Origin of the sequence: Gymnodinialimonas sp. 202GB13-11, from assembly GCF_040932485.1 — a bacterium.
In the GTDB taxonomy this organism is placed as follows: domain Bacteria; phylum Pseudomonadota; class Alphaproteobacteria; order Rhodobacterales; family Rhodobacteraceae; genus Gymnodinialimonas; species Gymnodinialimonas hymeniacidonis.
This window is the reverse complement of the sequence record NZ_JBFRBH010000001.1, coordinates 2,211,656-2,224,393: the sequence shown is the minus strand read 5'-3', so window position 1 is coordinate 2,224,393 and position 12,738 is coordinate 2,211,656. Positions and strand designations below refer to the sequence as shown.

General features: G+C 60.2%; 12 protein-coding genes. 6 read left to right on the top strand and 6 right to left on the bottom strand.

Annotated elements, in window-relative coordinates:
* The first annotated feature begins 51 nt into the window (after positions 1-51).
* The gene (locus V8J81_RS11090; RefSeq protein ID WP_368475810.1) at positions 52-1,449 is read left to right on the top strand and encodes a pyridoxal phosphate-dependent decarboxylase family protein; all 1,398 of its coding nucleotides are present in this window, start codon (positions 52-54) and stop codon (positions 1,447-1,449) included.
* A 32-nt stretch (positions 1,450-1,481) separates the two neighbouring features.
* A complete protein-coding gene (locus V8J81_RS11085; protein ID WP_368475809.1) occupies positions 1,482-1,682 on the top strand; it encodes a hypothetical protein in 201 nt (66 codons plus the stop codon).
* On the opposite strand, the gene iolG is transcribed toward V8J81_RS11085, so the two are convergent.
* The 5 genes from iolG to iolD are packed head-to-tail and all read right to left on the bottom strand — an operon-like array spanning position 1,679 to position 7,214.
* Positions 1,679-2,665, bottom strand: a complete 987-nt coding sequence (gene iolG / locus V8J81_RS11080) for an inositol 2-dehydrogenase (protein ID WP_368475808.1) — start codon at positions 2,663-2,665, stop codon at positions 1,679-1,681. The two genes, V8J81_RS11085 and iolG, sit on opposite strands and share 4 nt — an antisense overlap.
* A 1-nt stretch (position 2,666) precedes the next feature.
* Positions 2,667-3,506 carry a class II fructose-bisphosphate aldolase gene (locus V8J81_RS11075; protein ID WP_368475807.1) on the bottom strand — a complete coding sequence of 280 codons (840 nt, stop codon included), beginning with the start codon at positions 3,504-3,506 and terminating at the stop codon, positions 2,667-2,669.
* Complete coding sequence (locus tag V8J81_RS11070; protein WP_368475806.1) at positions 3,503-4,342, bottom strand: 5-deoxy-glucuronate isomerase; 840 nt, start codon at positions 4,340-4,342, stop codon at positions 3,503-3,505. Before V8J81_RS11070 ends, V8J81_RS11075 begins: the two co-directional genes overlap by 4 nt.
* A 14-nt stretch (positions 4,343-4,356) precedes the next feature.
* On the bottom strand, positions 4,357-5,340 hold the full coding sequence (iolC, locus tag V8J81_RS11065; RefSeq protein ID WP_368475805.1) for a 5-dehydro-2-deoxygluconokinase: 984 nt from the start codon (positions 5,338-5,340) through the stop codon (positions 4,357-4,359).
* Complete coding sequence (gene iolD, locus V8J81_RS11060; protein ID WP_368475804.1) at positions 5,340-7,214, bottom strand: 3D-(3,5/4)-trihydroxycyclohexane-1,2-dione acylhydrolase (decyclizing); 1,875 nt, start codon at positions 7,212-7,214, stop codon at positions 5,340-5,342. Before iolD ends, iolC begins: the two co-directional genes overlap by 1 nt.
* A gap of 124 nt (positions 7,215-7,338) precedes the next feature.
* Here iolD and V8J81_RS11055 point away from each other — a divergent pair, with 124 nt between their 5' ends.
* Genes V8J81_RS11055 through V8J81_RS11045 form a run of 3 tightly spaced genes read left to right on the top strand, consistent with a single transcriptional unit; the run spans position 7,339 to position 10,498 of the window.
* Positions 7,339-8,442, top strand: a complete 1,104-nt coding sequence (locus V8J81_RS11055; protein ID WP_368475803.1) for a Gfo/Idh/MocA family protein — start codon at positions 7,339-7,341, stop codon at positions 8,440-8,442.
* Positions 8,443-8,453: 11 nt separating this feature from the next.
* Positions 8,454-9,344, top strand: a complete 891-nt coding sequence (locus V8J81_RS11050; protein WP_368475802.1) for a sugar phosphate isomerase/epimerase family protein — start codon at positions 8,454-8,456, stop codon at positions 9,342-9,344.
* A 20-nt stretch (positions 9,345-9,364) separates the two neighbouring features.
* Positions 9,365-10,498 (top strand): Gfo/Idh/MocA family protein, encoded by a 1,134-nt coding sequence (locus V8J81_RS11045; RefSeq protein ID WP_368475801.1) that lies wholly within the window; start codon positions 9,365-9,367, stop codon positions 10,496-10,498.
* Between the two features lie 69 nt (positions 10,499-10,567).
* On the opposite strand, the gene V8J81_RS11040 is transcribed toward V8J81_RS11045, so the two are convergent.
* Positions 10,568-11,581: a LacI family DNA-binding transcriptional regulator gene (locus V8J81_RS11040; protein WP_368477631.1), complete on the bottom strand. Its 1,014-nt coding sequence runs from the start codon at positions 11,579-11,581 to the stop codon at positions 10,568-10,570.
* A gap of 161 nt (positions 11,582-11,742) precedes the next feature.
* On the opposite strand from V8J81_RS11040, the gene V8J81_RS11035 reads away from it, so the two are divergent.
* Positions 11,743-12,690 (top strand): sugar ABC transporter substrate-binding protein, encoded by a 948-nt coding sequence (locus V8J81_RS11035; RefSeq protein WP_439649922.1) that lies wholly within the window; start codon positions 11,743-11,745, stop codon positions 12,688-12,690.
* Positions 12,691-12,738 lie beyond the last annotated feature (48 nt).

Sequence of the window (12,738 nt, the reverse complement as noted above, 5' to 3'; positions counted from 1 at the left end):
ACCTTTCGTTTGCAGCCCTAACGTTCAAGGATCAGGGCAGGGGATGCAGCAATGGATTGGGACGAATTCGCCGAATGGGGTGCGCAGATCAGCGAGTGTGCGGCGGAGTATCACAAAACGCTCACTGAGCGGCCCGTGCGCGCGCAGACCAACCTAGGCGAGATCGCGGCACAGCTTTCTAGCACGCCACCTGAGGCGCCCGAGGGCATGGCCCAGATCCTTGATGATTTCGAACGGATTGTGATGCCGGGCATCACTCATTGGCAGCATCCCCGGTTCTTCGCCTATTTCCCCGCCAACGCCGCCCCGCCGTCGATGCTGGCCGATTTCCTCGTCACCACGATCGCGGCGCAATGCATGTTGTGGCAGACATCGCCCGCTGCGACGGAGATCGAGGGGGTCATGATCGACTGGTTGCGGCAGGCTATGGGGCTGCCCGACGGCTTCACCGGTGTGATCGAGGACAGTGCCTCGTCGGCCACCCTGTCGGCCGTTCTCACCATGCGCGAACGCGCCACCGGGTTCACCGGCAATCGCGAAGGCCTGAATGCCAAAGGCAATTTGCGCATCTATTGCTCGGATCAGGTGCATTCCTCCATCGACCGCGCCTGTTGGGTGGCCGGAATTGGCCAGGATAATCTGGCAAAACTGCCCACAACCGGGCGGCACTTCGCCATGGACACGAAAGCGTTGGAGGATGCGATTGAGGCCGATACCGCTGCGGGCCATCAACCCGCCGGGATTATCGCCGTTACAGGGGCCACGGGCGTTGGGGCCAGTGATATGCTGGTCAATGTCCTCGATGTGGCCAAGCGCCATGACCTCTACACGCATCTGGACGCCGCATGGGCGGGCAGTGCGATGATCTGCCCGGAATACCACAGCGCTTTCTGGCAAGGGGTGGACGGGTTCGACAGTATCGTATTCAACCCGCACAAGTGGATGGGCGCGCAATTCGATTGCTCAGTCCAATTCCTGCGGGACGCGCAGCCGCAACTTGATACGCTGAAGATCGAACCGGAATACCTCAAAACCTCTGGCAGCCCCGTCACCAACTATTCGGAATGGACCATCCCGCTGGGGCGCAGGTTCAGGGCGCTGAAGATCTGGTTTCTGATCCGGGCCTATGGCCTTGGCGGGCTGCGCGCGCGCATCCGCAATCACGTCACGTGGGCGGAGGAGGTGTGCGCGGCTATCCGCGCGATGGATGGGTTCGAGATCGTGACAAATCCCATTCTCAGCATCTTTTCATTCCGCTGCCCGGGCGATGATGCCCGGCAACAGCGACTGGTCGATGCACTCAACGATGACGGGCGCATTTACCTGACACAGGGAATGCATGAGGGCCGAAAGGTGATCCGCTTTCAGGTCGGGCAATTCGACACGACCCGCGACCATGTCATGATGGCCGCTGACGTCATTGCTGAAGTTCACGCGGCCGTCGCCTAGACGGCACGACACCGGCAGGGTAGCCACATGCCATGAAATTGCTCGCCCCGACACACCCCTTCTTCCGTCCCGCCTGGCGGCGCTACGCCATTGTGGCGGTCTGCTTCCTCTGGGCCACGTTCGAGATGAGCCAAGGCAACAACATTTGGGCTTACCTCTTCGCAGGGATCGGGGGCTATCTGGCCTATAACCTGATCTTCGCCTTCCCAAAGGATCCGCCCGAAGACGGTTAAAGTACCACAGGCTGCCCGGTTTCGCGTGACTGTGTCGCCGCATCCGCCAGAATTTGCGCTTGTAGACCATCACGGATGGAGGGTGTCGGCTGCTCCCCGGCCGAGACCGCCGCGACGAATGCCTTCATCTCAGCCGCATAAGCCGCCTCGTACCGTTCAAGGAAGAAGTGCAGGGTGGGGGAGCGTTTGAACCCCTCCGCCGTTGCGCTTTCCACGGATGTCTCAAGGATGTTCTCGGCCCGCAGCATTCCGTCCGCCCCATGCACTTCGACCCGCTGGTCATAGCCATACGCAGCGCGGCGGGAGTTTGAGATCTGGCAAATGCGCCCGGACGCTGTCGTCAATGTCACCGCCGCTGTATCCACATCGCCCGCTTTGCCGATCTCAGGGTCCACAAGGCTGGAGCCGACTGCATGAACGGTGGTGAATTCCTCACCCATCAGGAACCGCGCCATGTCGAAATCGTGGATCATCATGTCCCGAAACAACCCGCCCGAGCTTTTGATATAGCCAATCGGCGGCGGCGATGGGTCGCGTGATGTGATCTGGATCAGTTCAACCGCCCCAATCTCGCCCGCGCGCAGCCGTGTCTGGAGGGCCGCGAAATTCGGATCGAACCGGCGGTTGAACGCGGTGAAGAAGGGCACGTCCGCCGCCTCCACGCCCGCCATCAGCGTGCGGATGTTGTCAACGGACATGTCCACTGGCTTTTCGCAGAAGATCGCCTTACCGGCCTTCGTCGCCGCCTCGATCTGCGCGAAATGCGTGTCTGTAGGAGTGCCGATTACAACTGCGTCGATGTCGCTCGCGCTCGGGATCGCGTCCGTATCCCGCACCTCCGCTCCCGTGGCTTCAGCCAGCGATTGCGCCGCGGCGGGCATGGCATCCGCGACCGCTACGATGCGTGCGTCGTCCATCGTTTTCAGCGTGCGCGCATGGACTTGGCCAATGCGGCCACACCCCAGCAAACCAATGCGGATCATTTCAAACTCTCCCTGAGGCGCCGGTGGAGCGGATCGCAAGCCGCGCCGCCTCCATCACCGGGTCATGTGTTTCTTTCAGGATCTGCACGCGGTCAAATCGCTCCGCGTCCTTGTTCACTGCAGACCGCAACGCATCACCAAACGCCATGCGCAGCTCCGTACCGATGTTGAATTTGCAGATGGTCGAGCCCTGCGCCAGCGCAAGCCGTTGGTCGTGGGGCACACCAGACCCGCCGTGTATCACCAGCGGCACGTCCGTTGCAGCCTCAATCGCGCGAATGCGCGCCTCGTCCAAGCCGCCCTCATGGTCTTGCTGAAGGTGAACGTTTCCAACGCTGATCGCCATGGCGTCAACGCCTGTCTCCCGTGCAAAAAGCGCGGCCTCAGCTGGGTCGGTGCCCGCGCTGTCTTCGCCGCCCGAATAGCCGACAAAGCCAATCTCACCCTCGGCAGAGATGCCCGCAGAATGCGCAAGGTCCGCCACCGCGCGCGTCTCTTTCACGTTATCTTCCAAAGGCTTGCGCGATCCGTCGAACATGAGCGACGTGAAGCCCGCCTCCAGCGCCGCCTCGCAGTCTTCCATTGTATATCCATGATCGAGATGGGCCACGACCGGCACGTCGACGTCTTCGGCCAGATGCCGAAACATCTTACCCAAAACGGGTAGGGGCGTGTGTTCGCGGCACGATGGTCCGGCTTGCAAGATCACCGGCGCACGTTCGGCCTGCGCGGCCATCACGTAGGCGCGCATGTCCTCCCAGCCGAGGCAGACCAAACCGGGCACGGCATATCCACCCTTCAGCGCGGGCTGAAGAACCTCTGACAGAGTCGCAAGCGTCATTTGAACTTAGCCACCATGTCCATGATGCCGGGAATGGTGTGAAGTTGTTCGGCATGTGTCGGCTGGAAGTATTGCTTCAAACTTCGCTGCGACAGGCCACCGAGAATGGTGAAGTAATACATCTCGTAGCCCGGCAGGGCGCAGCATGGATGGTAGCCCTTGTCGATCAGAACGGTTGAGCCATCCATGATGTGATAGGCGTCACCGGGCTTGTTATCCTCCCGCTGGAGCATTTGCAGACCCGAACCATAGTTCGGCTTGAAACGGAAGTTATAGCACTCGTCATGGCGCGTCTCGTCGGGCAATCGGTCTGTGTCATGCTTGTGCGATGGAAAGCCTGACCAGCCACCAGCGCCCACGGTGAATAGCTCCGATACCAGCAAGCGGCCCACGCGGTCATGGTGCCCTGCGCCAAGGATGTGCTTGATTTTGCGATGTGTTTTGGTGTCGTCCGACCCGTACTGCACCAGATCCAGTTCATGCGACCGCACGGCGAACGGTGTCAGCGTCTCCGCAAACTTGGCACCGGCGATGAACGTCTCGGTGTCTGTGCGCGCCGTGATCCGCGCGCCTGTGGCCGTTGGCACATAGACGCCCTCCGGGTCGCCGTCCCACACATCCGCGCCGCGATTGCCGATCTCGGCAAAGGTCTCTCCCCCGACCTCGACATCCACTGTGCCCGTTGCAGGCACAACACAGGTCTCATACCCGTCGAGCTTGTAGTCGAAATGCTCGCCCGCCTTCAGCTTCACGATGTTGAAATAGGTCAGCGGCACATGGGCATCGTCCACATCGACGATGGCTTTGTTCTGATTGTCGTGGGGGGCGATATGCATGGGCGCGCTCCTGGTCAGGCGGCTGTTGGGCCGGGATGCTCGGTCAAAAAGAGGTCGAGCGTGTCTGTATCGGGCATAGCGGGGGCGCAACCGGGTTGTGCCACAACAATTGAGGCACAGGCAGAGCCGCGCAGGACGGCCTCTTTCAGCGGACGGTCCTCGGCCAATCCGGCAAGCAGGCCCGCCATGAAACTATCGCCAGCACCGGTGGGTTTGACGGCCTCAACCTTGTAGATGCCGGTGCGGGTTTCGGTGTCGCCCGTAAAGGTCACGGCACCCTCCGGTCCCATCTTGTAGACGACGATGGATGCGGTGCTGGCCGCCAATTCCCGCGCTTTGCCAAGGCCTTGGGAAAAATCGCCTGCCATAAAGCCAAACTCTTCATCATTGCCCACGATCACATCCGACAAGGCACCGGCCCGCGAGAGGACATCGGCTGCAACCTCAGGCGACGGCCAGGAATAAGGGCGGTAGTCCACGTCGAAGATGATGGGCAATCCAGCCTCACGTGCCAGCTCGAAAGCCCGAAAAGCGGCGCTGCGGGATGGTTCTGCCGCGAATACGGTGCCCGCTGTGATCAGGGCGGAAAAGGCGCTGTAATCAACAGCTTCAACATCCTGCAGGGACATCTGAAAATCAGCAGCATTGTTTCGGTAGATCACTGATTGATGGTCTTCCACTCGCGTCTCGTAGACAGCAAGCGAAGTGCGCTCCTCACCTTGGATGATGCGCACATGCGTTCGTCCAACGCCGTAGTCATCCAACTGGTTCAGGCAATAGCGCCCGACCGCGTCATCGGACACGCACGTCACCAAGTCAGCCGAGAGCCCCAGCTTCACAAGCCCCGCAGCGATATTCGCGCTTGAGCCGCCCATGGCCACCATCATCTCGGTCGCATCTTCGGTGCGGCTGCGATCCACAGGCGACAGGTCCATACCCACCCGCCCGACGACAATAAAGCGCCCGTCTCGGATGCCGCTGAGGACGTGATCCGCCATCACACGCCCTGCCGTTGTTTGACGCGCTCGGATTCCCATTCCGCGTGTTTCTCTCGGACATTTGCATCGTCCGAGACCTGAGCCGTGCCGACCTCCCACCAGGTATGGCCTTCATTCGTCCAGCCGTCATAGGGGTCCACCTGCATCACGATCACGCTTGTTTTGTCTGATGCCTTTGCGCGTTTGAATGCTTCACCCAATTCGGTCGGGTTGGCGACCGTTACGGCGTCCGCGCCCATGGATTGGGCATGGCCCTCAAAATCCACGGCGAAGGCCTCGGGCACCGTCGGGCAATCCTTGATCAGGTTGTTGAAGCTCTGGTTGCCGGTGTTGTTTTGCAGCTTGTTGATCACCGCAAACCCACCATTGTCGAGTACGAGGATGATCAATTTCTTCTGCGTCAGAACGCTAGAGTAAATGTCTGAATTCATCAAAAGATAACTGCCATCTCCGACAAAAACGACTGTGTCTGCTGTGGGCTCACGTTCACTTTGTGCAATTCGTGCGCCCCAGCCGCCTGCGATTTCATAGCCCATGCAGCTGAACCCGAACTCAACATCAACGGTTCCGGGCGACTGCGTGCGCCAGTTTGCAGTGACTTCGGCGGGAAGCCCGCCAGCGGCCGTCACAACACGATCGTCGGGCGCACAAAGTGCGTTTACCGTGCCAATGGCTTGTGCGTAGGAATTGGGACCATTGCCAGCCTTTGTGTTCTCGGCAACGTAGGCATCCCATTTGCGCCGCTCTGCCTGGCAATCGGAAAGCCAGCTTTCCGGTGCCTTGTGCCCATCGAGGGCCTCCATCAACGCTCCGATGCCTTGCCTTGCGTCGCCAACCACTGGCAAGCTGAAATGCTTCGTTGCATCGTAGCGGCCCGCATTCAGCCCGATGATCTTTGCGTCCTTGGCAAACGCCGTCCACGACCCAGTCGTGAAGTCCTGCAGCCGCGTGCCGACGGCCAGGATCAAATCTGCGCGTTCAGCCGTCCAATTCGCACTGTCAGATCCGGTTACGCCGACCGGCCCGATGTTGAGCGGATCATCCGCCGTCAGGTTCGCCCGCCCGGCGATGGTTTCGATCACGGGGATGGCGTGGCGCTCGGCCAAAGCACCAAGGGCCTCGACCGCGCCGGAATATTGAACGCCGCCGCCTGCAATAATGACAGGGCGCTTTGCGGATTTCAGAAGCGCCGCGGCCGCGGCAACCTCTACCGGGTCAGGGATTGCACGCCGGATACGATGCACACGACGTTCAAAGAATTCGACGGGGTAATCATATGCATACCCCTGCAAATCCTGAGGCAATCCAATGAAGCATGGCCCGCAATCGGCTGGGTCCAGCATAGTGTTTATCGCGTTCGGCAGGGATTGCATCAGTTGCGCGGGATGGGTGATCCGATCCCAGAAGCGCGTGACGGCTTTGAACGCATCATTGACGCCGAAGGTCGGGTTTCCGAAATGCTCCAACTGTTGCAGCACCGGGTCCGGAAGGCGCGTCAGGAACGTATCGCCGCACAGCAAAAGCATCGGCAGGCGGTTCGCGTGGGCAAGGGCAGAGGCCGTCAGCAAATTCGCTGTGCCGGGCCCTGCAGATGCGGTGCAGAACATGAAGCGGCGGCGTAGGTGATATTTGGCGTAGGCCGCAGCTGCGAAACCCATGCTTTGTTCATTTTGCCCGCGATAAAGCGGCAATTCATCCTGGACGGGGTAAAGCGCTTCGCCCAAACACGGCACATTGCCATGGCCAAAAATACCAAAGCCACCGCCGCACATACGCACCTCGTCCCCATCGTCGAGCTCGATGAACTGGTTCATCAGGTAGCGCACAATGGCCTGGGCCACGGTCAGCCGAATTGTCTCGCCCTGAGCGGTCATGGTCTCTCCCCGTATCTTGGCGCAGCCGGGCTTGGCCCGGTCGATTGGTTATTGCGTAGGTTCATTTAGCAGGATACGAGTTTTGCAACCGGTTGCAACAGGCATCAGCAAGGGAGGGCACGCCATGGCAGAGATCGGCATCGGTCTGGTCGGTGGTGGCTATATGGGCAAGGCCCATGCGGTGGCTATGGCTGCCGTGGGTGCGGTGTTCGACACGTCCCTCCGTCCCCGGTTGGAGATAATTGCCGCATCGTCCGACGCTTCGGCCGAGCGCTACCGGGCGGCTTACGGATTCGCGCGCGGCACAGGTGATTGGCGCAATCTTGTGGCTGATCCAAAGGTAGATGCGATTGTGATCGCGTCGCCCCAGACCACCCACCGCGCCATTGCGGAAGCTGCTTTTGCCGCTGGCAAGCCGGTATTCTGCGAAAAGCCACTTGGCGCTTCGCTGGACGACGCGATTGCGATGGTGGATGCCGCTGAAACGAGCGGTTTGGCCAACATGATCGGGTTCAACTACGTTCGCACACCCGCCACTCAGCTTGTGCGAAACCTCCTCGCATCCGGCGAAATCGGGGACGTCACCTGGTTTCGCGGTGAACACACTGAGGATTTTCTGGCGGACCCTACGCTTCCCGCGAACTGGCGAACCACGGGTCGCGCGAACGGGTGCATGGGCGATCTCTCCCCGCACATGATCAATTGCGCGCTCGCGTTGTTAGGGCCGATGGCTGAGGTTTCAGCACGCATCGAAACAGTCCATGCCGAGCGCCCGGGTGGTGTTGTCGACAATGATGACCATGGCCAGATGATGGTCCGGTTCGCCTCAGGGGCCATGGGGCATCTGTATTTCAGCCGTGTCGCGACAGGTCGAAAGATGGGCTATGCCTATGAAATTCATGGCACGAAAGGCTCCATCCGCTTCGATCAGGAGGATCAGAACGCGGTCCACCTCTACCGGGCTGATGGCCCTGAGGCGACGCTCGGTTTCACCAAAATTCTGACCGGCCCCGAGCATCCGGACTACCTGCCATTTTGCCAGGGGCCGGGTCACGGGACGGGATATCAGGACCAGATCATTATTGAAGCGCGCGACTTCTTACGCGCGATCGAGACGGGTGAAGCCGTTTGGCCGACCTTCCGCGATGGTTTGGAGGTCAGCCAGATCATCGATACAGCTTTCACCGCTGCCGAGACCGGTAGCTGGGTTTCTATCCCTCAGATCTGAAAGGGAAAATCATGACAATCCGTATTGGAAATGCGCCCTGTTCCTGGGGCGTGGAATTTGCGGACGATCCGCGTAACCCAGCGTGGCGCACGGTTCTGAAGGAAAATGCAGAGGCCGGGTATAAGGGCATCGAGCTGGGTCCGGTTGGTTTCATGCCGGAGGATCCTGTGGAATTGGGGGACGCGCTGGCTGAGCATGATCTGGAGTTGATCGGCGGGGTCGTTTTTCGCCCGTTCCATGATCCAGAGGCGTGGGAAGACGTGTTGGATGGATCGGTGCGCACCTGCAAAGCCTTGGTGGCACATGGGGCGCAGCATCTTGTTTTGATTGACTCAATCTCACCACGCCGTGCGCCCACCGCTGGCCGGGCAGACGCGGCTGAGCAGATGGATCAGGCGGAATGGGCAGCCTATCGGGATCGCATTGCGCACATCGCGAAGATGGGCGCGGAGGAGTACGGGCTGACGGTTGGCATCCACGCCCATGCGGCGGGGTTCATGGACTTCGAGCCCGAACTCGAACGTCTTTTAGACGAAGTGTCTGAAGATATTCTTAAGATCTGCTTCGATACGGGCCATCATTCGTATGCCGGGTTCGATCCGGTCGCGTTCATGAAACGTCATATCAACCGCATTTCCTACATGCATTTCAAGGATATAGACCCGGTTGTTAAGGCCGATGTGATTGCCAAAGGCACCGGATTCTATGATGCCTGCGGGCAGGGAATTTTCTGCAATCTGGGGCAAGGCGACGTGGACTTTCCTGCGGTGCGCCAAGTGCTGGTCGATGCAGGTTTTGAAGGTTGTTGCACGGTTGAACAGGATTGCGATCCGACGTTGGATGTAAGGCCGATGGATGACGCCATGGCGAACCGTAAATATCTGGAATCAATCGGCTTTTAAGCTGATGAGGGAGGCGTGACATGGCGCGGTTGAACTGGGGAATGATCGGCGGTGGCGAAGGCTCTCAAATCGGGCCTGCGCATCGGATGGGGGCGCAGGCGGATGGGAATTTTGTGTTGTCTGCCGGGGCTTTGGACCATGATGCCGATAAGGGCCGTGCTTATGCGCAGCGGTTGGGCGTGGCCGAGGATCGCGCCTATGGGGATTGGCGGGAGATGCTGGCGGGCGAAAAGGACCGCGATGACCGCGTTGATCTGGTGACGGTGGCCACGCCGAACTCCACCCACTTCGAAATCACCAAGGCGTTTTTGGAGAATGGTTTCAACGTCTTGTGCGAAAAGCCGATGACGATGACCGTGGAGGAAGGCGAGGAGATCGTGAAGATCGCGGAAGCCTCGGGCAAGATCTGCGCAGTGAATTATTGCTACTCGGCTTATCCCATGGTGCGGGAGATGAAGCAGCTCGTAAGCACTGGATTTATTGGGAAAATCCGGCTTGTGGTGACATCCTTCTCGCACGGGCATCATGGCGATGCGGGGGATGCGGACAACCCGCGTGTGCGGTGGCGGTATGATCCGGCGATGGCGGGGGTCTCTGGCCAGTTTGCCGATTGCGGGATTCACGCGCTGCATATGGCGTCTTTCATCGCAGGCGACGAAGTGAGGGAGCTGTCGGCGGACTTTGCCAGCACCATCGAAAGCCGCACCTTGGAAGACGATGCGATGGTCAATTTCCGCATGGATGGGGGCACCGTCGGGCGGCTTTGGACGAGCTCTGTCGCCATTGGCCGACAGCATGGATTTGACATCCAAGTCTTTGGAGAGACAGGAGGATTCCGCTGGGCTAGCGAGCAGCCAAACCAGGTTTATTACACGCCCGTGGGCGGTCGGACGCAGATCATGGAGAAGGGTGAAGGCGGGCTATCGGACGAGGCGCAGCGGCTGAGCCGCGTGGCGATTGCGCACCCGGAAGGCTTTCCGTTGGCGGTTGCAAATATCTATGTCGATCTTGCCGCTGCGATCCGGGGCGAGGCGCATGGGAGCTATCCGACAGCTGCCGACGGCCTGCGGTCGATGGCGGCGGTTTATGCGGCTGTGGGATCAGCCAAGGAGCGGGGCGCATGGGTCGATGCCCGGCCACCGATGTTCCGTTGATCGGGGTGCAAGAACCTGTAGTGAATGTGTAGTTATTCTGTAGTTACAGATTTTCGCACAATCCCGCCCCTAATGCTTCACGTCTGTGAGCGGGCGCAGGGTTCCGCGTTCGATCACGCGGCAGGGAAACAGCCGGGTTTCGGGGTGGCGCTTTGGCTCTTGCACTGTGCCAATCACAAGGTCGATCGAAGCGCCGATGATTTCGGCCACAGGTTGGCGGATCGTCGTGAGGTTGATGTTTTGCCAGCTGGACATCTGCATATCGTTCAGGCCGATGATGCCGACATCATCAGGGCAGGATAGCCCGGCCTCTTCCACGGCGCTGAGCGCGCCGATGGACAGAACGTCGTCACCGCAGAAATAGGCCTCGGCCGGATCGGACATGAGCAGTTTCGTCATCTCCACTCGGCCTGCATCAAAGGAATACGCGGCGGCGTAGCTGGTCGTGACCTCAATCTCTGGATGCTCGCGCAGCGCCGCGAGAAAGCCCAGGGCGCGGTCCTGTGTGGATGTCGCATTTTCAGGGCCACCAAGGAAGGCAACGCGCTTGTAGCCGCGCGCGATCAGGGTTTCGCCCGCCATCCGCCCGCAGGCGACGTTGTCGATGCCGACGACATGGACCTGCGGCGCGGTGGTGAAGCGCCCGAATGAGTTCACGACGGGAATACCCGCGGCGCGGTAGGCCTCTGAGAACGACGGCGGCAGGGTGGAGGAGGCAACGATTGCGCCATCTACCGAGTATTGCTTGAGCATGCGCACCGAGGCTTGCGGATCAATTTCATCGGGGCGCAGATTGACGAGCAGAGGGCGCAGGCCCCGGTCTTGCAGGCCGCGCGTGAAACGGTCGAAGACTTCCAAAAACAGCGGGTTATGGAAGTTGTTGGAGACCAGCCCAATCAACTTGGTGCGTCCGGTCGTGAGGCTGGAGGCGAGCGCGTTGGGCGAATAGCCAAGCGCGTCAGCAGCGCGTTCGACCTTGGCGCGGGTTTTCGGCGAGACGGAGGCGCCTTCGGTGAAGGTGCGCGACACAGCCGAGGTCGAAACCCCCGCTTTCTCGGCTACATCCTTCAGTGTCACGCCCACGGGAACCGTTTCCTTTGCAAGTAAATTCAGCCCGTTATGGGCCATTTTCTAGCAAAGAGTAAATCGCATTTTGCAACCGGTTGCAATGAATCAGAATCGCCGCTACGGTTTTGCCAAGGCGGGCGCATGCGATCTGCCTCATGACCTATTGGGAGGACATCATGAATTCATTCTTCAAGACGGTGGCCGTCACGGCCGTTGCCGCAGCAGCCCTGATGGGCGGCACCGCCGTTCAGGCCGAAGGCGAGCGTTACATTCTTGTCAGCCACGCTCCGGACAGCGACAGCTGGTGGAACACGATCCGCAACGCGCTGGCGCTTGCGGGCGAGCAGATGGGCGTCGAGGTTGAGTATCGCAACCCACCCACCGGTGACATCGCTGACATGGCGCGCATCATCGAGCAGGCAGCAGCTTCCGGCCCCGATGGCATCATCACGACGCTGGCCGACCCGGACGTTCTGGGCGACTCGATCACCGCAGCCGTTGATGCGGGCATTGACGTGATCATCATGAATTCCGGCACGCCGGATCAGGCACGCGAAGTGGGTGCGCTGATGTATGTGGGTCAGCCCGAATATGACGCCGGTTATGCGGCAGGTCTGCGTGCTGCGGGCGATGGTGTGACCAGCTTCCTTTGTGTGAACCACGTGATCTCGAACCCCGTTGTGGCTGAGCGCTGCTCGGGCTTTGCTGATGGTCTGGGTGTTGATCTGGGCGACTCGATGATCGATGCGGGCCAAGACCCTGCTGAAATCCAGAACCGGGTTATCGCATACCTGAACGCCAACCCCGACACGGACGGCATCCTGACGCTTGGGCCGACCTCGGCTGACCCGACGATCCTGGCGCTGGAAGAGATGGGCCTTGCCGGCGACATCTACTTTGGCACGTTCGATCTCGGCGAGAACATCGTGGCGGGCATCCGCGACGGCGTGATCCAGTGGGGCATCGACCAGCAGCCCTTCCTGCAGGCCTACCTGCCGGTTGTCGTGCTGACGAACTACCACCGCTATGGCGTGCTGCCGGGCAACAACATCAACTCCGGCCCCGGTTTCATCACCGCAGACGGGCTTGAGATGGTTGAAGCTCTGGCCGGTGAGTACCGCTAAGGCGCGGCGGTCCATGTGATCGCGGCAGATACCGGGGCAGGTGGCGGA

Bases quoted from the DNA above. Each gene is read 5' to 3' on its own strand.
- iolC (WP_368475805.1), bottom strand. From the start codon at position 5,340: ATGGCGGATCACGTCCTCAGCGGCATCCGAGACGGGCGCTTTATTGTC.
- V8J81_RS11035 (WP_439649922.1), top strand. From the start codon at position 11,743: ATGAATTCATTCTTCAAGACGGTGGCCGTCACGGCCGTTGCCGCAGCA.
- iolG (WP_368475808.1), bottom strand. From the start codon at position 2,665: ATGATCCGCATTGGTTTGCTGGGGTGTGGCCGCATTGGCCAAGTCCAT.
- V8J81_RS11090 (WP_368475810.1), top strand. From the start codon at position 52: ATGGATTGGGACGAATTCGCCGAATGGGGTGCGCAGATCAGCGAGTGT.
- iolD (WP_368475804.1), bottom strand. From the start codon at position 7,214: ATGACCGCTCAGGGCGAGACAATTCGGCTGACCGTGGCCCAGGCCATT.
- V8J81_RS11085 (WP_368475809.1), top strand. From the start codon at position 1,482: ATGAAATTGCTCGCCCCGACACACCCCTTCTTCCGTCCCGCCTGGCGG.
- V8J81_RS11075 (WP_368475807.1), bottom strand. From the start codon at position 3,506: ATGACGCTTGCGACTCTGTCAGAGGTTCTTCAGCCCGCGCTGAAGGGT.
- V8J81_RS11055 (WP_368475803.1), top strand. From the start codon at position 7,339: ATGGCAGAGATCGGCATCGGTCTGGTCGGTGGTGGCTATATGGGCAAG.
- V8J81_RS11070 (WP_368475806.1), bottom strand. From the start codon at position 4,342: ATGCATATCGCCCCCCACGACAATCAGAACAAAGCCATCGTCGATGTG.
- V8J81_RS11045 (WP_368475801.1), top strand. From the start codon at position 9,365: ATGGCGCGGTTGAACTGGGGAATGATCGGCGGTGGCGAAGGCTCTCAA.
- V8J81_RS11050 (WP_368475802.1), top strand. From the start codon at position 8,454: ATGACAATCCGTATTGGAAATGCGCCCTGTTCCTGGGGCGTGGAATTT.